Origin of the sequence: Mucilaginibacter arboris, assembly GCF_009754915.1 — a bacterium.
GTDB lineage: Bacteria > Bacteroidota > Bacteroidia > Sphingobacteriales > Sphingobacteriaceae > Mucilaginibacter_A > Mucilaginibacter_A arboris.
Genome location: NZ_WPIK01000003.1, coordinates 38,905 through 62,194, shown reverse-complemented (window position 1 = coordinate 62,194; position 23,290 = coordinate 38,905). Strand labels below are relative to the sequence as shown.

Below are 23,290 nucleotides of genomic sequence, written 5' to 3'. Positions count from 1 at the left end.
AATTTCGAGAAAATGAATAACTTAAAAAGAACTTCCGAAGAGTTTAATGATTGCACAGGAAAGATTATAGGTTGTTCAATGCGTGTTCATTCAACATTAGGAAACGGCTTTCAGGAAGTAATTTATCAAAGAGCTTTAGCAATAGAAATGAGTTTGGATAAGCTAAATTTTCAAAGAGAAATGGAAATGGCTATTTATTACAGATTGGAACACATAGGAACAAGACGTGTAGATTTCTTTGTAGAAAATTCAATTATGGTGGAGTTGAAAGCAATCATTAATTTGGAAGACGTTCATCTTGCACAAGCACTAAACTATCTGGAAGCTTATAATATGCAAACTGGTTTGCTCATTAACTTTGGAAGCAAAAGTTTACAATTCAAAAGGTTATTAAACAAAAAGTTCAATAGCAATTTATTAGAAAACTAAACTTTCCATAATTCTAAAATTTATTAATTCTAAAAATTCAGGTTCAGACAATGTCCACTAAAATTTTCAAACATATCCAATCAAGTGTAGTACCGCTGCAAGTTGAAAATATTGATACTGATCAAATTATTCCAGCGCGTTTTTTAAAAGCCACAACGCGGGAAGGTTTTGGCCAGAATTTATTTTGCGACTGGCGTTTTGATATCAACGGACAACCAAAGCAGGAATTTATTTTAAATAATCCTCTTTACTCCGGCAAAATTTTAGTGGCTGGCAAAAATTTCGGTTGTGGCAGTAGTCGTGAGCATGCTGCATGGGCCATTGCTGATTATGGTTTCGACGTAGTGGTCAGTAGTTTTTTTGCAGATATTTTTAAAGGAAATGCGCTGAACAATGGCCTGCTGCCGGTTCAGGTAAGCGATTACTTTTTAGACCGCATTTTTACGGAAGTAGCCAAAGACCGCCATACCGAAGTGGAAGTTGACTTGGAACAGCAGTTTATCAAAATTTGCAGTACCGGAGAACAGGAAAATTTCGAGATCAATCCCTATAAAAAAGCTTGCTTATTAAACGGTTACGATGATATTGATTACGTGCTGAACAACAAGGACTGGATTGAAACTTACGAAAGAAGCAAGGTGATATAATTTGTTATTTCGGTTTTTTCATTTCGACCTTAAGGAGAAAGCTTCATCGAAATAACAGGCCTTCAATGCTTCTTTTAGCAGATAAAAATATCATTTTGAATAAGATTTCTCCTTAAGGTCGATATGACAGTGCGGATAAATACAAGACGAACAAAATACAATGGCAAAAAAACATATATTAATCATCCCTGGTGATGGCATTGGCCCGGAAGTTACTACCTGGGGAAAAGCTGTTTTAGAACAAATTGCTTTTCAGTACGGGCACGAATTCACTTTTGATACTGCTATGATGGGGCATGCAGCAATTGAAGCTACGGGAAACCCATTACCGGATGAAACGCTGGAAAAAGCTAAAGCAAGCGATGCTATTTTGTTTGGAGCGGTGGGTCATGCTAAATACGATAATGATCCGTCACTAAAAATACGCCCGGAGCAAGGTTTATTAAAAATACGCAAAGAACTTGGCTTGTACGCTAATTTACGCCCTATTCTTTTATTTGATGAACTTTTAGATGCTTCCAGCTTAAAACCGGAAATATTAAAAGGAACTGATATTTTGTTTTTTCGTGAATTAACAGGAGACGTTTATTTTGGTGAGAAAAAAAGATCGGAAGACCGGAATACAGCTTCTGATTTAATGATTTATCATCGATATGAAGTAGAACGCATTGCGCGCAAAGCTTACGAAGCTGCCCGTTTACGTCGCCATAAATTATGTTCGGTTGATAAAGCAAATGTGTTGGAATCTTCGAGATTATGGCGTGAAACAGTTCAGGAAATTGCCAAAGAATATCCCGACGTAGAAACGGAACACATGTTTATAGACAATGCAGCCATGCAATTGGTAAAAAATCCTAAGAAATTCGACGTGGTTTTAACAGCCAATTTATTCGGAGATATTTTAACGGATGAAGCTTCGCAGATCGCCGGTTCAATGGGAATGCTGGCCTCGGCTTCTATCGGAGACGGAACTGGTTTTTTTGAACCAATCCATGGTTCAGCACATGACATCGCCGGAAAAAATATTGCAAATCCGCTTGCTTCTATCCTATCCGTTGCTTTGATGTTAGAAATTGGCTTCGGCTTAAAAGAAGAAGCAAAAGCCGTAACTCAGGCTGTAGAACAAACATTAAAAAAAGGCTATCGCACAAGCGATATTGCTAACACCAAAGATGACGTAACCAAAGTTTTGGGAACAGAACAAATGGGACAAAAACTATTAGACCACCTACAACAAGCCGTATCAATATGAAATGGAATGCTGAACTGTACGATCAAAAACACGATTTCGTATTTAAATACGGAGAGAACTTTTTACAGTTGCTGGAACCAAAACCTGGAGAACATATCCTGGATTTAGGTTGCGGCTCCGGTTATCTTACCAATGTCATCCGCGAAGAAGGTGCAATAGTTTTGGGCGTCGATAGTTCGGCAGAAATGATTGAAAAAGCAAAGCAAAGTTATCCGCAAACAGAATTTAAAGTTGCAGATGCAACTGATTTAGGTTACGATGCTTCTTTTAACGCTGTTTTTTCTAATGCTGTTTTGCATTGGATCAAAGCTAAAAATCAACCTAAAATGATGAATGCTGTTTTTAAGGCATTAAAACCGGGCGGAAGATTTGTAGCCGAAATGGGCGGCAAAGGCAATGTTGAAAAAATGATCTCGGCATTAAAAAATATTTTAGATCGATACGGATACAAGCAGCAGTCGCAAATGGAATACCTGTTTTTTCCTTCCGTTGGAGAATATACTTCTATGCTGGAAAAAGCCGGTTTTAAAGTTACTTACGCTGCCCTTTTTGACCGCGAAACCTTATTGCAGGACCAGGCCGAAGGCGTAAAAAAATGGGCCACGATGTTTGCTTCCGACTTTTTTACTGGCATAAAAGAAGCACACCAACAGGAAATTTTGCAGGAACTCGCACAACAATTAGGACCGTATTATCAGCGCGATGGCGAATGGTATGCCGATTATAAAAGATTAAGATTTATAGCGATAAAAGAGGTTTGAGGCACGAGGTAGTAGGGCTTTGCAACCTCGTACCTCAAACCTCGTACCTCAAACCCAAAAAACCAAAAATATGTTACACGACCCAAACCATATCTACATTTTTGACACCACACTTCGCGATGGCGAACAGGTTCCGGGATGCCAGTTAAGTACCAGCGAAAAAATTGAAATTGCAAAAGAACTGGAAGCTCTGGGCGTGGACGTAATTGAAGCCGGTTTCCCGGTTTCCAGTCCCGGTGATTTCCAAAGTGTTGTAGAAATATCCAAAGCCGTTAAAAACCCTATTGTTTGTGCTTTAACCCGTGCACATAAAGGCGATATTGATTCGGCTGTTGCTTCGTTGCAGTATGCCAAACATCCGCGTATCCATACCGGCATTGGCGCTTCGGATATGCATATCAGGCATAAGTTTAACAGCACTCGCGAAGAAATACTGGAACGTGCGGTTACTGCTGTAAAATATGCCAAAGGTTTTGTAGAAGATATTGAGTTTTATGCAGAAGATGCCGGGCGTGCAGATATTGAGTATTTAGCTAAAATGATAGAAGCCGTTATTGCGGCGGGCGCCACGGTGGTAAATATACCGGACACAAACGGGTATTGCCTGCCGGACCAGTACGGCAGCAAGATCAGATTTTTAAAAGAAAACGTAAAAAATATCGATCAGGCTATTATTTCTGTTCATTGCCATAATGATCTCGGTTTAGCCACTGCTAATTCTGTTTCGGGCCTACAAAATGGCGCACGACAAATTGAAGGAACGATCAACGGCATTGGCGAACGTGCAGGAAATACATCGATAGAAGAAGTAGTGATGATCCTGAAAACCCATCAAAGCCTCAACCTTAATATCGATCACATCAACACCAAAGCCTTTTATGAATTAAGCCGGATGGTAAGCACGCAAATGCGGATGCCCGTACAGCCAAATAAAGCGATCGTTGGCAGCAATGCTTTTGCGCATAGTTCTGGTATCCATCAGGATGGGTTCCTGAAAAACCGCGAAAATTACGAGATCATCAAACCGGAAGACGTTGGCTTTCCAAGCGCCAGTATTGTATTGACCGCACGCAGCGGGCGTCATGCCCTGAGATTTCATTTAGAACGTTTAGGACATCAGCTTAGCAAAACCGAATTAGACGAAACCTACAAACGCTTTTTAACTTTAGCCGACAGCAAATTAGACCTTAACGATGACGACTTACTTGGCTTAATTACAGTAGCAAGCGCCAGGTAGTTGCCGCAGCATTTCAGCCCATGGAAACAGAAACACAACAACTTGATTTTTTGGCCGCCTATAACAGGCTAAAAAACGTAGTTAACCGCACACCTTTACAGTACAACCACCATTTATCGGTTAAATACAACTGCGAAGTTTACCTGAAAAGGGAAGATTTACAAATAGTACGCTCTTATAAACTCCGCGGCGCTTATAACATGATCAGCCAGCTAAGCGAAGAGCAATTGCAGCGCGGCGTAGTTTGCGCAAGCGCCGGCAACCATGCGCAGGGCGTTGCCTTTTCCTGTAATAAATTAGGCACCAAAGGAGTTATTTTTATGCCTGAAATTACACCCAAGCAAAAGGTTAATCAAACACGCATGTTTGGCAATGGCATGGTTGAGACGATCCTTGTTGGAGATACTTTTGATGATTGCCTGGCAGAAGCATTGGCATACACACAATTGCACGGTTTAACTTTTATTCCGCCTTTTGATAATTTACAAATTATAGAAGGACAGGGAACTGTTGGTGTAGAAATCCTAGAAGATTTACCTGAGGTGGATACGATCATTATGCCTGTTGGCGGTGGCGGATTAGCAGCGGGTTTAGGCCAGTTTATCCGTCAACACAAACCGGATGTTAGCTTAATCGGAACAGAACCGGAAGGCGCACCTTCTATGTACCAGGCTTTTGCACACTTAGAACCGGTTACTTTGGATACGATTAATCGTTTTGTGGATGGCGCTTCTGTAAAAAGGGTTGGCTATATCACTTACCAGTTGTGCCATGAAGTATTAGACGAAATGCTGCTGATCCCCGAAGGAAAAGTTTGTACCACTATCCTGAAATTATACAACGAGGATGCCATTGTTGCCGAACCTGCTGGCGCTTTATCTGTTTCTGCCTTGGATTTCTGCAAAGATAAAATAGCAGGCAAAAAAGTAGTTTGCGTTATCAGCGGCGGCAATAACGACATTGACCGTTTGCAGGAAATTAAAGAACGATCTTTGTTATACGAAGGATTAAAGCATTACTTTATCGTACGTTTCCCGCAACGCCCGGGCGCTTTGCGTTTGTTTGCCAACAAGGTTTTAGGGCCAACCGATGATATTACCCGTTTTGAGTTTGTGAAAAAAACAGAACGGGAAAGCGGGCCGGCATTGGTTTGTATCGAGTTGAAAGATAAAGAAGATTACGCCTCGTTAATCAGCCGCATGAAAGAAAACCGTTTTGATTACAAAGAGATCAACAACGATAATAATTTGTTTGAATATTTTATCTAAGCAAGCCCTTCTTCAAAAGTTAAAAACTGTTTTATTGTAACACTAACCCGATCTCCTGTTTGGTATGCCCCTACGTTTAAATTAATTGTTTTAAATTTTACTGTGCCATTGTTCAAAACCAGTTCTTCGTAAAACCCTTTAAATAAAACCGCTTCAATTGTACACAGGTTTTCAATGCTGTTTTTATCGATATAAAATCCTTCTGCATAAACCATTATTGTTTTTTTTTTGGTAGCAATTCCTAAGGATGCTGCTTTTATGCCATTAAAAACAGTACCGTTTGCCAGCAAAGTAGCTGTATATAAATTTTCAGGCTGCTGATACAATTGCTGTGGGTTTCCTGCTTCAACTACTTCGCCATCTTTTAAAACAACTAATTCATCTGCCAGCGATAAAACTTCTTGCGGATCATGCGAAACCATGATCACGGTTAATCCTGTTTGCCGGACTATTTCCCGTATATCCTGCTGCAAATTGTCCCTAAAAGAAGCATCAACCTGGTTAAAAGGCTCGTCCAGCAACAAAACTTTTGGGTTAGCAACCAACGCACGTGCAATAGAAACACGCTGGCGTTCGCCGCCGCTCAAATCTGCAACACGCCTTTCTTTTAAATCCAGCAAACGTAATTGCTGTAATACTTCGGTTGTTTTTGCTGATTTATAAGTTAGATTGGTGTTAGGCAGCAACGAAGCTACATTATCCCAAACTTTTGCATAATGGTTCAAATGATCGGATTGCTGGGTAACCATTTTCATTTGATCGTGACCGGGAATCAGTTTTTCTGCAGGCCCCCAAACACGTTCTCCTAAAAATGTAATCCTGCCTGCATCAGGATCAATCAATCCATAAATTAAATTTAATAAAGTTGATTTTCCGCTTCCGCTCCGTCCAATAATCGCTGTAATTTTACCTTCAGCAATACTTAAACTTATATTTTTAACACCTGATATTTTTTCGCCTGCAAATAATTTGGTTACATTTTTTACCTCTAAAAAAGGCATAGATTCTGTCATTTGGTAAAGATACGTAAAACAGAATTTCCGGTTTATTTAGTATTTTTGATTATGCGTTCTCCGCTTACAAAAGATATTATTTTAGAAAAACTGTCTGCTAATAAAGCACAGCTTTCTGCTTTTGGCGTTCGGGAGATTGGCCTTTGGGTTCTTATGTTAAAAATAAAGCAACCATAAAAAAGTGATATAGATTTATTAGTTGACATCAGGCAAGAGAAAAAGACCTTTCAAAATTACCTTAGCATTGTTTATTTTTTGGAAGATCTGTTCGAAAATAAAGTTGACCTTATTACTGAACAATCGCTAAGCAAGCATATTGGCCCGAATATTTTAGAAACCGTAGAATATATATCTTATGATACTGTTAAAACAAATATCCCTGAATTAAGAAGCTGTTTAAAATTTATTCAGTGAATTTTTTGTATGTTTCTTTTTTGGGCTAAAGCCGCTTCCTGTGTTTTTACCGCCCACGGCCTGAAGGCCGTGGCAATTAAAAAAAGCAAGTGGATCACAGATTTTAAGGCGATAAAAGAAGCATGGAAAATAATTTAAACAGCTTCTAAGAGAATGGATTGAAATATTTAAACATCAGGGAAGTTAAGTTTTTCCTGATGTATAAAACTGAAACGGTAGATGCTTAAAGCCCAAAAGTCAATCCAAAGTTCATATTTTTCAATCCGTTTTGATCTGGACTATTTTCAAACATTCCATTTTGGTAATACTTCACGAATAAGCCCAAGCTTTTATAGCCGACGCGGGCGTAAGCGCCATAACGAAACTGGTTAAAATGATAATTATCGTAAAACTTCTTCTTGCCGAACTCGTCACTAATTTGTTTCACTTTTCCATTTAGCAAAAAACCAATTTCAGGGCCGGCAGTAAAATGAAATTTGTTGCCGCGTTTATCATCTTTCGTCCTGAAATCAAAAGCTAAAGGAATACGCAGATAACTGGCCGAAAAACGGTTTTTGCTATAATTAACATTATCTGTAGTATAAGTTAAGGTGGAAGTATTTTCCTGAATGGTGATATTCTGGCGCAAACGGATCAATGTCCAATCAAAACCACCGGCTAAATAAACTTTAAAATACGGGTTAAAACGATAGCCCATCTGCAAAACATCAAAACCTACATAAGCAGTTTTGCCGCCTTTATAATCCAGGAACTGGTTTTTAGAAGATAAGGTAAAACTACCATTATCAAGCAAGCGGGCAAAACCAAGATCAAAACGGGAAAAGGTAAGGCCGAAATTAAAGCCTGATGATTTTTTTACAATTTTAGTTTTAACTGTATCAGTTTTAGTTTTAATACCAATTAACAGTTTGTAGCCATGTTTTTTAGCCCGGGAGGTATCTGTTTGAGTGATAGCAGAATCTGTTTTGATTTGTGCGAAAACCGGAACCAGTAAACTACAAAAAGTTATGGTAAAAAGTAAGCGTTTCATATAGATTTAAAATTTAGGTTATTTTTCTTTTTTAAGGCTGATAATACCAAGGTTAATGCCGGTTATGTTTGATTCTTCACCATCATCACTATCTGTAAACTCGATCAGCTTGTCCTGGCGCTTATCAACTTTGGCCATTACTAAATTCACAAGATCGCCAACAGTACGGATGCCTTTATGTTTGGCAACGGTTACCGGCATGCTTCTTTTAACAGCTAAAACTGGTGGTTTAACGGGTGTTGTTACCGGCGTTTCATTTTCGGGTTGTACATTCAAACTTGTTGCAATATCGGGCACAACAGCAATTCTGCTTTGGGTAATATTACTTTTTTGTAAATCCTGTTCTTGCTTATTTTGTGCCAGTGTTTGGGTTGAAGCATCATCTTGTTCTGGTCCGATTTCAGGCTTTAAAGCAATTGCATGATGTTTTCTTTTAGATGTCCATGCTTCTTTTATCACCTTATTTTTAGCAGATAAAAGAAGCACCTTTTTCTTAACCAAGCTTTCACTTTCCTGAATTGCGGTTGGCGGCCGTTTCAATTCAAGCTTAACTACTTTTTGCGGAAGCGGTTTTTTTACAAGCTGATCATTTTGCCGGAGCAACAGCCATCCGGCTGAAAACACAATTACCATACTTGCAGCAATTTGCAAGATTGACATGATGATGCTTTTCTTTTTTGGTTTTATGTTGAGTTGTGCCGAAATATTGTTCCAAACCCTTGCATCAGGTTCTGTCTCCAGGTTGTTTAGTTTGGATTGAAACAGATCATCCAGTTCTTTATCCGAAATCTTCATACCTTACTCCTTCCATTTTGTTAACCATTTCTTTTAAAATTGTGCGTGCCCTGGACAGTTGCGATTTTGATGCGCCTTCACTAATTTGTAACATCGCCCCGATCTCTTTGTGCGAAAAACCTTCCATCGCGTATAAATTAAAAACCATCCGGTAACCGGCAGGCAAAGTCTGTATCATTGCCAGCAAATCTTTTGCTTCCAAACTGCTTGCTGCAACAGCATTTACCGATTGTTCTGCGCCTGGTGCATCCATTTCTACCAGTTGCATCATTTTATGGTGCTTGCGGTAATATTCGATAGAACTATGAACCATGATCCGCCTTACCCAGCCTTCAAAAGAACCCTCTCCTTTAAAGTCTTTTAGCTTTCCAAATACTTTAATAAATCCGTTTTGCAGCATATCTTCTGCTTCCATTTTATCGGTAGCGTAACGCAGGCAAACACCTAACATTTTAGCAGCAAAAAGTTTGTAAAGCGTTTCCTGCGCTTTCCGGTTGCCCAAACGGCAGCCTTCAATCAACTCTGTTAGCCTGTGTTCCAAAAGCATCATTTATATAAACAAGATGACGTATGTTTTAAATTGGTTGCATACCTGCAGAAATAAAATTACAGATACTGTTTTTACCAGGTAAAAATTAGTGTATAAATGGCAGCCACCCGAATAATTATTGTTCAAAAGAGCATACTTTTACTTATATTCATCATTCTAAATATATTGTAAAACATTTTGGTTTTTCCGCTTTTTGCACAAACAAAGTAAACCTGTAAACCTTAGCTAATAAATTTTTGAACAATGCCGCGCTGGTTAAAAACTCTATTTAAAATATTTGCCATTCTTGTAGGATTACTTTTGATTGCTTTGGTAGCAGCAACTTCCTATATTAACTTTCATAAACAATATTTCCTGAATGCAATTATCAAAGAACTTAACAAAAACCTGCATGGCGGCACTTTAACCATAGCCAGCATGAACCCTTCTTTTTTAAGTGGTTTCCCCGGCATTTCAGTTACCTTGAAAGATGTTGTTTTGCGCGATAGTTTGTGGAAAGTCCATCACCATACTTTGCTGGAAGCTAAAAACTTTAATATTTCTGTTAATGCTTTTGCATTAATGCACGGCGCCATTAAAATTAATAAAATGGGGCTTGACCAGGCTACCATTTATTTATATACCGATAGTACAGGTTACAGCAATACCTTTGTTTTAAGGAAGCAGGAAAAACCAAAAAGTAGCGCAGCTAAAAATGATAATTCTACAGCAGAAGTAAGGCAGTTTTATCTAAACCAGGTTAATTTCATCCTTGATAATCAAAAAGGACATAAACTTTTTCATTTTGCTGTTGATAATTTAAAAGGCAAAATTGATTACAAGAACGATGACTGGAACGCTAACCTCAACCTAAAAGTACTTGCTAAAAGCATGGCTTTTAACACCTTACGCGGAAGTTTTATCAAAGATAAACTATTACAGGGAACAATAGTTGCTGCTTTTAATGCAACAAATGGCATCATTACGGTAGCTCCAAATACATTAAATATTGGCGATGACCCTTTTATTATCTCAGGTAAATTCAGTACCATAAAGAACCCCGGAGATTTTACCATTGATATTACCGAGCACGAAATTTTGTGGAAACGTGCATCTGCCCTGCTTGCCCCTAATATTACCTCGCATTTAAATATGTTTGATTTAAAACATCCCTTTGATGTAAATGCCGTTATTGCAGGTAGTTTTAACAAAGGCGGCGATCCGGCAATTGATGTAAAATGTACGGTTAAAAACAATACACTCAGCACACCCGAAGGCACGGTGGACAGTTGTAGTTTCCAGGCTGCTTTTACCAATAATTATATCAAGGGAAAAGGTTTGACGGATGAAAATTCGGCCATTAAAATTTATCAGCTTACAGGCAACTATGAGCAGGTTCCTTTTAGGGTTGATACCGGCATTATCAGTAACCTCAATAAACCAATTGCTGCCGGAAAATTAAAATCGAAATTTGCAGTAGCAAGGCTAAACCATTTGTTTTCTGAAACACTAAACCTAACCAAAGGCACGGCTGATCTTGATTTGAGTTATACCGCAAATATTGTTGATTTTAAGTTAGTTAAACCAATTGTTCATGGCTTGGTTAACATTAAAAATGCAGATGTTAATTACCTGCCGCGCAAGCTTAATTTTAAAAATACTTCCATCTCGCTCAATTTTACCGGCGATGACCTTTACTTAAAAAACATTCATTTACAAAGCGGAAGAAGTATTGTTTATATGGAAGGAAGCGTAAAAAATTTCCTGAACTTGTATTATACCGCACCCGAGAAGATTCTGGTGAACTGGCAAATACGCAGCCCGCAATTATATTTAGGCGAATTTTTAGGTTTTTTATCTGGTAAACGAAGCACAACGGTTAAGAAAAGAAACAGCACTAACTTTGCCGATCAACTTAATACAGTGTTAGAAAAAGGCAGCGCAGATATGCATTTGCATGTGGACAAAGCTTACTATTTTAAGTTTATGGCTACGGATGTAAATGCAGATTTACTGCTATCGGAAACGGGTATAGAAATGAAAAATGTGCAGGTAAAAAATTCAGGCGGTTCTGTTAATCTGAACGGCAGGATTACACAAAATGGCGTTTTAAATCATTTTGCAATCAATACCAGCGTTAACAATGTAAATATCAGCAACTTCTTTTACTCGTTTGATAATTTTGGCCTGAAAGATTTTACTTACAAAAACCTGCGCGGCTTCTTGTTTTTAAAATCAAACATTTCTGGTAACCTTACCGATCAGGGTAAAATTGTTCCAAGATCTATAAACGGAACAGTGAATTTAAACCTGAAAAAAGGCGCATTATTAGATTTTGAACCGATTACAAATGTTGGCAAATTTGCATTTCCGTTACGTAACCTTAACAATATTACTTTTAACAACCTGGACGGAAAGTTTGATTTGCATGGCGATAAAATTACCATCAACCCAATGATGATTAATTCGAGTGTTTTAAATATGAATGTTGCCGGCATTTATTCGCTTTCAAAAGGAACAAATATTGCCTTGGATATTCCTTTACGCAACCCTAAAAAAGATGAAGGGATTACAAATCAGCAGGAAAAACAGGAAAGAAGGATGAAGGGAATTGTTTTACACATTCTGGCAAGCGATGGCGAAAACGGCAAAATTAAGTTTGGCTGGAACAAAAACCATCATTAAACTAAACCTCAATTTATCCTGGTTAGCCACTTATTTTAAGTGCATAAAAGAAGCATCTGCTAACCTTGTTCCATAGCTGGTATTGCAGGCAATTCTGCTGATGCTTCTTTTACCCTATTAAAATTAAGCTATGCATTTGTTTAAACTTTTCCGATCGATATTTTTAATGCTTCTATTACCGGGGTAAATCTAACATATATTTACGGCAGTGGAAGGTAATCCGGCGGAAGGTATTAAAGCAGTGAAACAAGCAAAGATGGTTTGGAAGGATGGGAAGTTGGTGAGGTAGGTTTTGTATCTTTATAAATAATCTAACTGTGTTAGAAGGATTTTGTAGCTGAAGTGATGGCAAAAGTATAAAAACGAGCCATACCAAAACAACCTATCCTACACAATTTACCTGATAATGGAAACTAAAAAAGACCTCAAACTGGCCGTATTGATTGATGCAGACAATGTACCTTATGCCAATGTGAAAGAAATGTTTGAGGAAATTGCAAAATATGGAACACCTACTTTTAAAAGGATCTATGCAGATTGGACAAAACCAACTGTTTCCGGCTGGAAAAATGTTCTGTTAGAAAATGCCATTACGCCTATCCAGCAATACAGCTACTCTACCGGAAAGAATGCAAGTGATAGTGCGCTGATTATAGATGCGATGGATATTTTATACACCGGAAAAGTAGATGGCTTTTGTATCGTTTCCAGTGACAGCGATTTTACCCGGCTTGCTACCCGCCTTCGGGAAGCTGGCATGAAAGTGATTGGAATTGGCGAAAAGAAAACTTTAACGCCGTTCATAACCGCCTGCGATAAGTTTATTTACATTGAAATTCTAAAAAAAGAAATTGTAAGTCCACCAGAAACTGGCAAGAAGAAAACCTTAAAAAATGCAAAGAAAACGGTAGCTGAACCATTAAGTAAAATTGATCCTGAAGTAATCAAACTGTTAACAGATAGTATAACCGATTTAGCAGACGAAAACGGCTGGGCGTTTTTAGGTGAATTAGGAAATTTAATGCTCAAAAAGAAACCTGATTTCGACTCCCGGAATTACGGTTTTGCTAAAATGCTGCCCTTAATAAAAAGTATTAACAGATTTGAAATTGATGAGCGGGATACGGGCAAACATAATATTAAACATATTTATATCAGGAAAAAGTAAAGCAGTAAGCTGACAGTATTTTTCCAAAGCTCTACTTTTTCAATTGAAAATACTTATAAATTTTCATTGTTGGCTTAATATTGCAACCTATAGAAACCTTGTTATAACATAATGCCTATTTACGTAATCAATAAGTGTAATAGACATTTAATTTCCGTTGCTTTTATATACGTTGTGTATCTCCATTAAAATTTTACGCACATGAGAACCAATATAGATATGACGACCAGCTAATGGAAAAGGCATTAAAGGCAGGTAACTCCAAAACCAAGAAACAGGTAGTTGAAAAAGCACTGGAAATGTATATCAGAATGAAAAACCAAGAAAAGTTGTTAAACTTATGGGGGAAAATTGAAATAGATGAAGAAGCCTACAAATACAGTGATTTGAAATTAATTTAACTACTCCTAAAACCTTCTTCTGTTTGGTTTTTATCGTTTTATTCTACTTCTTCAACCGATAATACTTATAAATCTTCACGGCCGACATAATAATCATCGCAAACACTAACAAACCGATCAAACCATAAATCCAGTCAACAGCATTTTTAAGTACAGCCAGAAAAACTATGGCAAAAAGCAATATAGTAGCAACTTCATTCCAGATACGTAATTGTGTAGAAGTATATTTAAAAATGCCGTTTCGCAACTGCTTCATCATTTTTTGGCAGATGAAAGTGTAAACCACCATCGCTAATACAAAACCTAATTTTACTTGCAACCAGCTTTGTTGCAGCCAGAAAGGTTGCAAATACGCCATTGCAATGCCTGCCATCAACGTTAAAATCATGGCTGGGACAGTAATAATTCCGTATAGCTTTCGCTCCATTACTTCAAACTGTGCAAACAGTATTTTCTGTTCTGTTTCAGATCGTTGTTTTGCTTCTGTGTGATAAATAAATAAACGCACCAGATAAAAAAGCCCGGCCATCCAGCTTACTACAAAAATGATATGAATGGCTTTCAGATAGAGGTACATGCTTCTTTTATGCCTGAATTTTTATACTTCTGTCATTTCGGCCAAAGGGAGAAATCTTCTTCGAACTATTATTTGTTCTGCTTTGATGAAGATTCCTCCTATCATTGGAATGACAAAACGACGAATGTTAATCGATGAATAGGAGAATATAATATTTATTAATATCGAAACTCTTTTACCACTTCAACTGCATACTTTACATTATCAAAAGGAATATCTGGCATAATACCATGGCCAAGATTAAATATAAAACCATTCTCACCACGCATCCTTTCAAACAAACGGTAAATACGTTCTTTGATCACCTTTTTATCAGCATACAAAATATGCGGATCCAGGTTTCCCTGTACAGCTACTTCTTTTGGCAACCTATTTTTAATATCAAGCAAATCAACGTTCCAATCTATCGAAATTACATCTGGTTTTGCTTCGGCCATTAGCGGCGCAAAAACCGAACTTCCTTTACAAAAAGAGATCACAGGAATATCCTTACGGTTTAATTTACTGATGATCCCGGTAATGTAACGATGAGAAAATTCGGTATAATCATCCCAGCTTAAAGCTTGTGCCCAGCTATCAAATATTTGTACGGCATTTACACCTGCGGCAATTTGTAAATTCAAATAATCAGCAGTTACAGTTGCAATTTTTGCCAATAAACGATGTGCCAGCCCTGGTTCGTTATGCAGCATTAGTTTGGTTAGTTTAAAATCTTTTGACGAACCGCCTTCCACTAAATAACTCATTACGGTAAAAGGGGCACCGGCAAAACCAATCAGTGGAATTTTACCGTTTAAACGCTGCTGTATTACTTTTATCGCATCTGCAACATATTGCAGTTTATCCCCTACTTCGGTTTCCAGCTTTTCTATATCAGCAAGGGTACGGACCGGATTTGCAAACTTCGGGCCAATGCCTTGTGTAAAACTCAAATCGCCACCCATTGCTTCGGCAGTAACCAGAATATCAGAAAACAAAATAGCAGCATCTACATCCAGCAAATCAACCGGCAGCATAGTAACATCGGCAGCAATTTCCGGTGTTTTGCACATCTCCAAAAAAGAATATTTGTTCTTGATTTCCCAGTATTGCGGCATAAACCGGCCTGCCTGGCGCATCATCCAAACTGGAGGACGTTCGGTAGGTTTAGAAAAGGCTGCATCAAGCAGTAAAGTATTGATCATAATTTTTATGTGATAAAAGAAGCATCAAAAAGTTGTAAGTTATAAGTTGCGGGTTGTACGTTTTAGGAGGATAAAAGAAGCATATAGCTAAATTTTACGTTGTTTAATTTCTCTTTCGAGTTTTGTAATAACCTCGCGCATACGGGCAGTAATTTGATTGTCTTGCTTTTTAGCGAGGCTGAGATAGGCTTCTGCCTTATCAAAACGATGCTGCCTTAAACTGATGTTGGCTACATGGACCAGAGCAGCAACATGATCATTTACAGAACGAAGCGGAAATTGAACAGCAATTTCGTAGTGTTGTTCTGCGGCCTCAAAATCTTGTTTTTGGAGAGAGATGCCGCCCATCATATATTCGTAATAGCCCCGCCGCTTTTTGGCTAACCAGTGTGGCCGGGCAACCTGGTTTAGCAAAGCTTCTGTTTTTTCGTAGTTTTTATCGTGAAAATCTTTTGCGGCCAGTATTACTGTCCCTTCTTTAAAATATCCCCAAAGCAAAATGCCAATGGCCAGCAGGGCAGCCCCTGTTATTTCATATACCTGTTCGTAAATACCAAACAGCAGGACCAAGATAAAAACTGCAATAACCAGCTGCCGTGCCCGGTTAGTAAACATTAATATTAGTGATTATCAGTAAATTTATAGCCTACGCCACGGATAGAATGAAAGAAAACCGGGTTTTTAGGATCAGGTTCAAAATATTTACGGAAGGTCAGGATAAAATTATCAATTGTCCGGGTAGATGGATAAACATCGTAATTCCACACTGTTTCCAAAATTTGCTCACGCGATACCGCTTCGTTCCGGCGTTCAATCAGCAGTTTAAGCAGCATGGTTTCTTTTTTAGTAAGTGGTGTGATGGTCCCGTCATCATTAATCAGCTCAAAAGAATTGAAATGGATCGTTTTATCACCAATTTTATAACTGTTAAACTCTTTCAGTTCATCACCTTTTAAACCTCTTTTAACTAAGTTATTCACCCTTAAAATCAGTTCTTCCAGATTAAAAGGCTTGGTCAGGTAATCATCTGCACCTTTTTTCAAACCGTTTACACGGTCTTCATTGGTGTTTTTAGCTGTTAAAAACATGATTGGCACTTCAGAATTTTCCAATCGGATCGTTTCAGCTACCTGAAAACCATCAATTTCCGGCAGCATCACATCCAGAATAATCAAATTAAAACGCTCTTCTTTATAAATCTGTAATGCTTTTTTACCGTTAACGGCGCTCGAAACCTTGTAACCTTCCAGCTCCAGGTTTAATTTAATGGCTTCGAGCAGGTGCTCTTCATCTTCTACCAGTAAAATTCTTTTCTTACTCATTATTGTGGGTTTAAGAAATTGGTGTTTACGCAAAAACAACTTCAAATATACTGCCTGATGGTTTATTATCACGTACTTTTATGGTGGCATCATGCTTATCCAACACGTGTTTCACAATAAATAAACCAAGGCCTGTACCTTTTGTGTTTCTGGTATCTTCGTTGCCAACACGGTAAAACTTATCAAAAATGCGGGGTTTTTCTACATCAGCAATACCGATACCATGATCTGCAACCATTAAATGTACCGATTGTTCTTTACGTTTCAACTTTACTTCTACCACTTCGCACGGGCCAGAATATTTAATGGCATTTTCTACCAGGTTATTGATCATGGAAGAAAGGGCAAACTTATCGCCAACAATTTCAACATCCGGATCAACATCAGCAGAAATGATCTGCTGGTTACAATCGCATTTATTGATTTGCAAACGGCTGACTATCGTTTGGACCAGTTCTGACAGATTAAATTTTTCTTTCGGAAAAGTATAAGAACTGTTGTCGATCCGTGAAGCAATCAGCATGTTCTCTACCATATCATTCAACCGTTCAATATCAACCAGACTTTTACTGATGAAATTAAGTTGCTGTTCGCGGTTTAAATCGCGTTTTTGAATGGTTTGAAGATATAATTTAATGGAAGCCAACGGCGATTTAAGTTCGTGCGTAACGGAAAGCAGGAAGTTTTTTTGTTGCTGATGTAACCTTCTTTCGTTATTAATAGATTTATGCAGAAAGTAAGCGCCAACAGAAAATATAGCGATAAAAACAGCAAGTTCGCCTAAAATCATTCCAATTCTTCCAGGCTGAGAACGAACCAGTAATACGCTCCACCAAATCAATTCGGCAAGCGTATAAAAAATTAGGAAGTAGAAAATTATAAATGGTTTGCGCATCGTAATCTTAATTAAATACACTATAATTTATGCCATAAAAGAAGCATGTATCTTAGTTTTTAAACACAAAATCCAAACTTTCAAATATCGCCAGTTTTGCTTTTTCCAGATCATCTTTTGTATGAACTGATGAAACAAAACCAACCTCGTAACCGGAAGGGCCGATATAAATGCCCCGGTTTAACAATTCGCGATGGAACAACTTGAACTTTTCCATGCTTGAAGCATCAATTTCATCTGCCCTTCGGATGCTTTCCTGATCTGTAAAAGCAAACCAAAAGATAGAACCAACATGAAAAACTTTTAGTTTGAAGCCTTTTTCTGTTGCATATTGCTGAATGGCATTTGCAAACGCTGCTGCTTTGGCATTCAGTTCTTCGTAAAAACCTGGTTTGGCCAATTCGCTTAATTGTGCAATTCCGGCAGACATGGCAACCGGGTTTCCTGATAATGTCCCTGCCTGATAAACAGAACCTTCGGGAGAAATGTTCGACATGATTTCTGCGGAAGAACCATAAGCGCCAACCGGTAAACCACCGCCAATAATTTTGCCGTAAGTAATGATATCAGGCTTGATTTGATAAAAACCGGAAGCGCCTTCAAAACCTAAACGGAAACCAGAAATTACCTCATCAAAAATGAGCAATGCTTTGTTTACCGTACAAATTTCTCGTAAATATTTCAGAAACTCCTTTTCCTGCAACAACAAACCGTTATTGGCCGGAACAGGTTCGATAATAACTGCTGCAATCTGATCTTTAAATTCTTCAAAAGCTAATTTCAAAGCTTCGCGGTCATTCAACGGAACCACAATGGTTTCATCAGCAAAAGATTTTGGAACACCTGCGGAGGAAGTTTCGCCGAAAGTAACCAAACCGGAACCTGCTTTTACCAGCAAAGAATCTACATGGCCATGATAGCAGCCTTCAAATTTTAAAATCTTATCGCGTTTGGTATAACCGCGCGCTAACCGAATGGCGGACATCACCGCTTCTGTTCCGGAACTTACAAAACGCAGTTTCTGAATATATTTATTGTGCTTTAAAATCAGTTCTGCCAGTTCATTTTCTAAAGCGGTTGGTGCACCGAAAGACATGCCATTTTGCATCGTTTCGGTTACTTTTTCGCGAACGTGAGGATGATTATGACCTAAAATTAACGGCCCCCAGGAACAACAGAAATCAATAAACCCGTTTCCATCCGCATCCCAAATACGGCAGCCATCACCTTTCTGGATAAACAAAGGCGTACCATAAACAGATTTAAAAGCCCGGACCGGCGAGTTTACGCCGCCAGGAAAATATGCTTTAGCTTTCTCGTATAATTCAGCAGATTTTTCGCGGCTAATATCCGGTTTGCTTGTTGGATGTGCTGCCAATTCTTCTGCGGCTGTTTCTGTATCTTTTATTAAATTCATTTTCTTTTCTGTTGCCTGTTATCCGTTGCCAGTTTCTGTCTCCGGAAAGCCTTTTTTCCTTTATCCTTTCACCTTTTTCCTCTTCTACAACCACCCTTTTTCCAGCACTTCTTTAGCGTGGTACGTTAAAATGGCAGTTGCACCGGCGCGGCGAATACCTAATAAAACCTCCATAATAGACCGTCGCTCGTCCAGCCAGCCTTTTTGTACTGCTGCTTTGATCATGGCATATTCTCCGCTTACGTTATAAGCCGCAATGGGCAATTCAAAATTATCGTGCAATAATTTGATCACGTCCAAATAAGGCAATGCAGGTTTTACCATTAAAAAATCTGCACCTTCTTCCTCATCCAAACGCGCTTCAATTAATGCTTCTTTTTGATTGGCCGGGTTCATCTGGTAGCTCTTTTTATCGCCATGTTTTGGGGCAGATTTTAAAGCATCGCGAAACGGCCCGTAAAAGGCGCTTGCGTACTTAGCTGCATAAGACATGATGGAAACATTGGTAAATTTATTTTCATCCAACACTTTGCGAATGTAAGCTACGCGCCCGTCCATCATATCCGATGGTGCAATAATATCTGCTCCGGCCTGCGCATGTGCCAAAGCCATTTTACCTAAAACTTCGAGTGTTTCATCGTTTAAAATCTCTCCGTTTTCTACAATACCGTCGTGCCCGTCAGAACTGTAAGGGTCCATCGCAACATCTGTAACCACACATACTTCAGGGAAATGTTGCTTTACTTCTTTTATCGCCCTTAAATACAAGCTGTTTTCGCGGTAACTTTCTGTGGCATATTTATCTTTTAAAGATTCTTCAATATTGGGAAAAAGGTCGAAAGCTTTTAAACCTAATTTAGCGCAACTTTCTACTTCGCGCAGCAAATTATCAATAGAATGACGGAAAATGCCCGGCATCGAATTAACTTCTGTTTTCTGCGCATTTCCATCTACAATAAATAATGGAAAAATCAGGTTAGCCGGTTGTAAAACCGTTTCCTGAACCATTTGCCGGATCACTTCTGATTTCCGGTTTCTTCTTGGCCTCTGTAACATATCTTTATTGGTAATTATTAGCTAAAAACAGTTGGTATTATAAACGAATGCTTGGAACCAACAACATTTGATTATTAGAGTTCTCGTATATTTATGACGAATCATTTACAAAACCATAGTTTTTAAAAGTAGTCTGCTATTGACTGAAAGCTGATTGTTATTAGCTAACTACTCATATTATTGCGTATATTTAAGAAGTCCTGTTACTTATCTAAAATATTTTTCAATGCTTTGTCAATTGTTGCATATTTAAAATTATAACCAGCATCTAAAAGTCTTTCAGGAAGTACCCAACGGCTTTTTAATATTAGTTCTGTTTCTGTCTTAATAAATACTGCACCGATTTCAAGGAATAATTTTGGAGAGGGCAAACCAATTTTTATATTCATTGTCTGTCTGAATATTTTCATTAGGGTTTTGTTGTCAACAGGATTAGGTGATGAACAATTATAAACTCCAGCCAATTCTTTATGGGTTTGTAAATAAGTTATGATGTTGAACAAGTCAGCGATGTGTATCCAACTAAACATTTGCTTTCCATTTCCTTGTTGTCCGCCTAAACCAAAACGAACAAGATTAATAAATGGTGTCATTACTCCACCGTTTTTCCCTAACACAATTGCCATTCGTAAAGCAACCTGCCTTGTCTTTGGTAATTTAAAATCAAAAAATGCCTTTTCCCAACCTGTCGCAACATTAACAGAAAATCCGCTTCCAATTTCCCCTTCGCTTTCTGTCATTGGCCGGTCTTCAGCGTGTCGATAGATGGTTGCTGTGCTTGAATTTATCCAAAGTTCAGGAGGATTGCTGCATTGTAAAATTGCTTCTCCAAGTGCTTTGGTAGTTTCGGTTCTCGATATTAAAATTTCTTCTTTGTTCTTATCATTGTAGCGACAGTCGACAGATTTTCCCGCAAGGTTTATAACTAACTCTGAATTGTCAATAGCTTCTATAATAGCTTTGGTGTCTTGCCATTTGATATTATCTTTTTGTCGTGAAATTATAATTACTTTATAACCTAAATCTGTAAACTTTTCTGTTAAATACTTGCCAACAAAGCCTGTACCACCTCCTAAAATTATTTTTCTGTTTGTCATTACTTGCCTAAATAACCTAAAAGATTTGAAACAAAAAGCCAAATGAATATTAATGAAAACGAAACGAATAATGTATTCATTAAAATTTCCCCAATTTTGAAAATTACTTTCTTTGGAATCTCATACATCGGGTAATATGAAAATTGTGTAATTACTTTTCCTGTCCAGTAAGCTGCAATAAGTCCGGTTAAAGCAACCGCTAAACCAGTATGATTTTTTAAATCCTCTGTAAATAAAATTGAAATTAGTCCAAAGGAAAAATTTAGTCCTTGAATATAGCGACCGTAAGTTTTTGCAATTTCTTGATTCAATGGTTTTAATTTCTTTATATCGTTATACCAGTCAAACACTACGTGCCTTATGTAAGGATAAATTATTGCTGTAAACATTTGTCCAATTGCCCCAAGTATTATGAGCCAATTTGGAATTTCTATTTTCATCATTTTTATTGTTTAAGGTTATACCGCCTGTTAATGGTCGTCCTGAAATACCTCAAACTTCCAAACCAAAAACAGCTTCTGCCAAACCAATTTCATCCGGAGAAAAAGGCAACGTGTACTTTACGCCAATTTCATCCAGTTTTTTTCCGGTTGATTTACCGATGGCAATTACCTGTTGTCCAATGTCTAATAGATTATCGGCAAAATAAGCTTCAACGTTAGAAGGACTGGTAAAAATCAGTACTTCTGCTGCTGATGCTTCTGCATTTTCTTCCAGTACGGTTTCGTAAACAGGCAAATCAATTTTTTTTGTTCCTGCAGATAAAGCCTGATGAATGCTTCGCATTGGTTCTTCGGTTGCCGGAAACAAGATGGTACAACCGTTAGCCAGTTTTGCAAATTCAGCCCCAACATCTGCGCTGTCCACACTTTCGCCAACATAATCTGCCCGGTAGCCAAACGAACGCAAAGCATTTTCAGAACCACTTCCCATCACACCGAATTTTACTTTTTTAGGCAATTGCGGTTGCAGGTTAAAAAAGTATTCGACACCGTTTTTACTGGTGAAAAATACCCAGTCAACATTTCTTAAAATATAAGGATCAAGCTTGGTAATTACCGGAACGGTACGGATTAAAGAACGTGCTTCTATCTGTACACCATTTTTTTCTATCGCCCTGCGGAAATAACTTTGTGCCGATAAATCCCTGGATATAAAAACAGTAGCCGGAAGCTTTCGCTCCTTATTAAATTTAGCTACCACTTTTTCTGGCAAGCCTTCAATTGTTGGTGCTTGTGTAAAATAGCGGTCAGGTATTTTTTCGCCTTCGGTAGCTTTAGAGGTAAAAACCTGGAACTGATCATCTTCCTTTCGGCAGTAACAACCTAAAGGCAAATGGCAGCCGCCGCCAAATAAACGCAAAACTTTACGTTCAACGGCTAAAGCTTCGGCAACTTCCGGATGGTGCAGGTTTTGCAATACATCAAAAAGTTCTTTATCGTTTTCGCGGATTTGAATGGCCAAAACACCTTGTGCCGGTGCCGGGATAAATTCTGTCGGTCCTAAATCTTCTACATAAAACTCGCTCATATCCAAACCAAGCCTTACAATACCAGCTTTTGCCAGCATAATCGCATCGTATTCTTCATGTCGGAGTTTGTTGATGCGGGTTGGCACATTGCCTCGTAATTCTGCAATTTCCAAATCAGGACGAACAGCCAACAACTGGGCTTTACGACGATTGGAAGAAGTGCCAACCAAAGCACCAAATTTTACCGAAAGCTTTTGCTTAACATCCACGCAATCCTTCAGGATCAGCAACAGCTCTGATGGGTCTTCCCGTTTAGAAACGGCAGCAATAATTAATCCGGACGGGTTTTCGGTAGGCAAGTCTTTATGCGAATGTACAGCCAGATCGATTGTTCCGGCCAGCAGTTCTTCTTCCAGCTCTTTGGTAAAAAAACCTTTTCCTTCCAGCTTATCAAAGCTGAGGTTTAAAATACGGTCGCCTTGTGTTTTGATGATTTTAAGCTCTGCCAGAACGTTTATTTCGGCTAACCGGTCTTTAACAAAGTTAGCCTGCCATAAAGCTAAATCGCTACCGCGTGTTCCTATAGTAATTTTTCTGTTCAAGGTTTTGCTTTTTGAATATAGCGCAAAGTTAGTTTTTTAA

The 23,290-nt window shown here is 38.3% G+C and carries 24 protein-coding genes; 10 read left to right on the top strand and 14 right to left on the bottom strand.

Features of this window, described 5'->3' with window-relative positions; translation table 11 throughout:
- Positions 1-12: 12 nt before the first annotated feature.
- From GO621_RS03520 to ilvA, 6 genes are all read left to right on the top strand, one after another.
- Positions 13-429, top strand: coding sequence for a GxxExxY protein (locus GO621_RS03520; protein WP_157564248.1), 417 nt, complete (start codon positions 13-15; stop codon positions 427-429).
- A gap of 50 nt (positions 430-479) precedes the next feature.
- Positions 480-1,076, top strand: a complete 597-nt coding sequence (gene leuD / locus GO621_RS03515; protein ID WP_157564246.1) for a 3-isopropylmalate dehydratase small subunit — start codon at positions 480-482, stop codon at positions 1,074-1,076.
- Positions 1,077-1,236: 160 nt separating this feature from the next.
- Complete coding sequence (gene leuB / locus GO621_RS03510) at positions 1,237-2,328, top strand: 3-isopropylmalate dehydrogenase (protein ID WP_157564244.1); 1,092 nt, start codon at positions 1,237-1,239, stop codon at positions 2,326-2,328.
- A complete protein-coding gene (locus GO621_RS03505; RefSeq protein ID WP_157564242.1) occupies positions 2,325-3,089 on the top strand; it encodes a class I SAM-dependent methyltransferase in 765 nt (254 codons plus the stop codon). The genes leuB and GO621_RS03505 overlap by 4 nt, the downstream gene beginning before the upstream one ends.
- A 70-nt stretch (positions 3,090-3,159) precedes the next feature.
- A complete protein-coding gene (locus tag GO621_RS03500) occupies positions 3,160-4,326 on the top strand; it encodes a 2-isopropylmalate synthase (protein WP_157564239.1) in 1,167 nt (388 codons plus the stop codon).
- A 20-nt stretch (positions 4,327-4,346) separates the two neighbouring features.
- On the top strand, positions 4,347-5,594 hold the full coding sequence (ilvA, locus tag GO621_RS03495; RefSeq protein ID WP_157564238.1) for a threonine ammonia-lyase IlvA: 1,248 nt from the start codon (positions 4,347-4,349) through the stop codon (positions 5,592-5,594).
- Here ilvA and GO621_RS03490 read toward each other — a convergent pair.
- A complete protein-coding gene (locus tag GO621_RS03490) occupies positions 5,591-6,607 on the bottom strand; it encodes an ABC transporter ATP-binding protein (protein WP_157564236.1) in 1,017 nt (338 codons plus the stop codon). The genes ilvA and GO621_RS03490 overlap by 4 nt on opposite strands.
- 186 nt (positions 6,608-6,793) lie before the next feature.
- Between GO621_RS03490 and GO621_RS19355 the strand changes: the two genes are divergently transcribed.
- A complete protein-coding gene (locus GO621_RS19355) occupies positions 6,794-7,021 on the top strand; it encodes a nucleotidyltransferase family protein (protein ID WP_394350182.1) in 228 nt (75 codons plus the stop codon).
- A 223-nt stretch (positions 7,022-7,244) separates the two neighbouring features.
- Here the strand turns inward: GO621_RS19355 and GO621_RS03480 are convergent, their stop codons facing one another.
- Genes GO621_RS03480 through GO621_RS03470 form a run of 3 tightly spaced genes read right to left on the bottom strand, consistent with a single transcriptional unit; the run spans position 7,245 to position 9,393 of the window.
- The gene (locus GO621_RS03480; protein WP_157564234.1) at positions 7,245-8,051 is read right to left on the bottom strand and encodes an outer membrane beta-barrel protein; all 807 of its coding nucleotides are present in this window, start codon (positions 8,049-8,051) and stop codon (positions 7,245-7,247) included.
- A gap of 18 nt (positions 8,052-8,069) precedes the next feature.
- Positions 8,070-8,846 (bottom strand): hypothetical protein, encoded by a 777-nt coding sequence (locus tag GO621_RS03475; protein ID WP_157564232.1) that lies wholly within the window; start codon positions 8,844-8,846, stop codon positions 8,070-8,072.
- Positions 8,830-9,393: an RNA polymerase sigma factor gene (locus GO621_RS03470; RefSeq protein WP_157564632.1), complete on the bottom strand. Its 564-nt coding sequence runs from the start codon at positions 9,391-9,393 to the stop codon at positions 8,830-8,832. Before GO621_RS03470 ends, GO621_RS03475 begins: the two co-directional genes overlap by 17 nt.
- Positions 9,394-9,639: 246 nt before the next feature.
- Between GO621_RS03470 and GO621_RS03465 the strand changes: the two genes are divergently transcribed.
- The 3 genes from GO621_RS03465 (at position 9,640) to GO621_RS03455 (ending at position 13,629) form a co-directional block, all read left to right on the top strand.
- On the top strand, positions 9,640-12,060 hold the full coding sequence (locus tag GO621_RS03465; RefSeq protein ID WP_157564231.1) for an AsmA family protein: 2,421 nt from the start codon (positions 9,640-9,642) through the stop codon (positions 12,058-12,060).
- A 406-nt stretch (positions 12,061-12,466) separates the two neighbouring features.
- A complete protein-coding gene (locus GO621_RS03460) occupies positions 12,467-13,228 on the top strand; it encodes an NYN domain-containing protein (RefSeq protein ID WP_157564228.1) in 762 nt (253 codons plus the stop codon).
- A gap of 233 nt (positions 13,229-13,461) precedes the next feature.
- Positions 13,462-13,629, top strand: coding sequence for a type II toxin-antitoxin system VapB family antitoxin (locus GO621_RS03455; RefSeq protein WP_157564226.1), 168 nt, complete (start codon positions 13,462-13,464; stop codon positions 13,627-13,629).
- A 43-nt stretch (positions 13,630-13,672) separates the two neighbouring features.
- On the opposite strand, the gene hemJ is transcribed toward GO621_RS03455, so the two are convergent.
- The 10 genes from hemJ to hemC form a co-directional block, all read right to left on the bottom strand.
- Entirely contained in the window at positions 13,673-14,206 is a 534-nt protein-coding gene (hemJ, locus tag GO621_RS03450; protein ID WP_157564224.1) for a protoporphyrinogen oxidase HemJ, read from the bottom strand.
- Between the two features lie 158 nt (positions 14,207-14,364).
- Positions 14,365-15,390: a uroporphyrinogen decarboxylase gene (hemE, locus tag GO621_RS03445; protein ID WP_157564222.1), complete on the bottom strand. Its 1,026-nt coding sequence runs from the start codon at positions 15,388-15,390 to the stop codon at positions 14,365-14,367.
- Between the two features lie 87 nt (positions 15,391-15,477).
- Positions 15,478-16,005 (bottom strand): tetratricopeptide repeat protein, encoded by a 528-nt coding sequence (locus GO621_RS03440; RefSeq protein ID WP_157564220.1) that lies wholly within the window; start codon positions 16,003-16,005, stop codon positions 15,478-15,480.
- A gap of 5 nt (positions 16,006-16,010) precedes the next feature.
- A complete protein-coding gene (locus GO621_RS03435) occupies positions 16,011-16,715 on the bottom strand; it encodes a response regulator transcription factor (RefSeq protein ID WP_317163388.1) in 705 nt (234 codons plus the stop codon).
- A 22-nt stretch (positions 16,716-16,737) separates the two neighbouring features.
- Positions 16,738-17,607 (bottom strand): sensor histidine kinase, encoded by an 870-nt coding sequence (locus GO621_RS03430; protein WP_157564216.1) that lies wholly within the window; start codon positions 17,605-17,607, stop codon positions 16,738-16,740.
- A gap of 52 nt (positions 17,608-17,659) precedes the next feature.
- Positions 17,660-19,024 (bottom strand): glutamate-1-semialdehyde 2,1-aminomutase, encoded by a 1,365-nt coding sequence (gene hemL / locus GO621_RS03425; RefSeq protein WP_157564214.1) that lies wholly within the window; start codon positions 19,022-19,024, stop codon positions 17,660-17,662.
- A gap of 84 nt (positions 19,025-19,108) precedes the next feature.
- Entirely contained in the window at positions 19,109-20,080 is a 972-nt protein-coding gene (gene hemB, locus GO621_RS03420) for a porphobilinogen synthase (RefSeq protein ID WP_157564212.1), read from the bottom strand.
- A 203-nt stretch (positions 20,081-20,283) separates the two neighbouring features.
- Positions 20,284-21,177 (bottom strand): TIGR01777 family oxidoreductase, encoded by an 894-nt coding sequence (locus GO621_RS03415; protein WP_157564210.1) that lies wholly within the window; start codon positions 21,175-21,177, stop codon positions 20,284-20,286.
- The gene (locus tag GO621_RS03410; RefSeq protein ID WP_157564208.1) at positions 21,177-21,620 is read right to left on the bottom strand and encodes a hypothetical protein; all 444 of its coding nucleotides are present in this window, start codon (positions 21,618-21,620) and stop codon (positions 21,177-21,179) included. Before GO621_RS03410 ends, GO621_RS03415 begins: the two co-directional genes overlap by 1 nt.
- 49 nt (positions 21,621-21,669) lie before the next feature.
- Positions 21,670-23,250, bottom strand: coding sequence for a hydroxymethylbilane synthase (gene hemC / locus GO621_RS03405; protein WP_157564206.1), 1,581 nt, complete (start codon positions 23,248-23,250; stop codon positions 21,670-21,672).
- Positions 23,251-23,290: the final 40 nt, after the last annotated feature.

What these genes read in the sequence shown, in the direction of transcription:
- GO621_RS03520 (WP_157564248.1), top strand. Translation starts at nt 13, where the DNA reads ATGAATAACTTAAAAAGAACTTCCGAAGAGTTTAATGATTGCACAGGA.
- leuD (WP_157564246.1), top strand. Translation starts at nt 480, where the DNA reads ATGTCCACTAAAATTTTCAAACATATCCAATCAAGTGTAGTACCGCTG.
- leuB (WP_157564244.1), top strand. Translation starts at nt 1,237, where the DNA reads ATGGCAAAAAAACATATATTAATCATCCCTGGTGATGGCATTGGCCCG.
- GO621_RS03505 (WP_157564242.1), top strand. Translation starts at nt 2,325, where the DNA reads ATGAAATGGAATGCTGAACTGTACGATCAAAAACACGATTTCGTATTT.
- GO621_RS03500 (WP_157564239.1), top strand. Translation starts at nt 3,160, where the DNA reads ATGTTACACGACCCAAACCATATCTACATTTTTGACACCACACTTCGC.
- ilvA (WP_157564238.1), top strand. Translation starts at nt 4,347, where the DNA reads ATGGAAACAGAAACACAACAACTTGATTTTTTGGCCGCCTATAACAGG.
- GO621_RS03490 (WP_157564236.1), bottom strand. Translation starts at nt 6,607, where the DNA reads ATGACAGAATCTATGCCTTTTTTAGAGGTAAAAAATGTAACCAAATTA.
- GO621_RS03480 (WP_157564234.1), bottom strand. Translation starts at nt 8,051, where the DNA reads ATGAAACGCTTACTTTTTACCATAACTTTTTGTAGTTTACTGGTTCCG.
- GO621_RS03475 (WP_157564232.1), bottom strand. Translation starts at nt 8,846, where the DNA reads ATGAAGATTTCGGATAAAGAACTGGATGATCTGTTTCAATCCAAACTA.
- GO621_RS03470 (WP_157564632.1), bottom strand. Translation starts at nt 9,393, where the DNA reads ATGCTTTTGGAACACAGGCTAACAGAGTTGATTGAAGGCTGCCGTTTG.
- GO621_RS03465 (WP_157564231.1), top strand. Translation starts at nt 9,640, where the DNA reads ATGCCGCGCTGGTTAAAAACTCTATTTAAAATATTTGCCATTCTTGTA.
- GO621_RS03460 (WP_157564228.1), top strand. Translation starts at nt 12,467, where the DNA reads ATGGAAACTAAAAAAGACCTCAAACTGGCCGTATTGATTGATGCAGAC.
- GO621_RS03455 (WP_157564226.1), top strand. Translation starts at nt 13,462, where the DNA reads ATGGAAAAGGCATTAAAGGCAGGTAACTCCAAAACCAAGAAACAGGTA.
- hemJ (WP_157564224.1), bottom strand. Translation starts at nt 14,206, where the DNA reads ATGTACCTCTATCTGAAAGCCATTCATATCATTTTTGTAGTAAGCTGG.
- hemE (WP_157564222.1), bottom strand. Translation starts at nt 15,390, where the DNA reads ATGATCAATACTTTACTGCTTGATGCAGCCTTTTCTAAACCTACCGAA.
- GO621_RS03440 (WP_157564220.1), bottom strand. Translation starts at nt 16,005, where the DNA reads ATGTTTACTAACCGGGCACGGCAGCTGGTTATTGCAGTTTTTATCTTG.
- GO621_RS03430 (WP_157564216.1), bottom strand. Translation starts at nt 17,607, where the DNA reads ATGCGCAAACCATTTATAATTTTCTACTTCCTAATTTTTTATACGCTT.
- hemL (WP_157564214.1), bottom strand. Translation starts at nt 19,024, where the DNA reads ATGAATTTAATAAAAGATACAGAAACAGCCGCAGAAGAATTGGCAGCA.
- hemB (WP_157564212.1), bottom strand. Translation starts at nt 20,080, where the DNA reads ATGTTACAGAGGCCAAGAAGAAACCGGAAATCAGAAGTGATCCGGCAA.
- GO621_RS03415 (WP_157564210.1), bottom strand. Translation starts at nt 21,177, where the DNA reads ATGACAAACAGAAAAATAATTTTAGGAGGTGGTACAGGCTTTGTTGGC.
- GO621_RS03410 (WP_157564208.1), bottom strand. Translation starts at nt 21,620, where the DNA reads ATGATGAAAATAGAAATTCCAAATTGGCTCATAATACTTGGGGCAATT.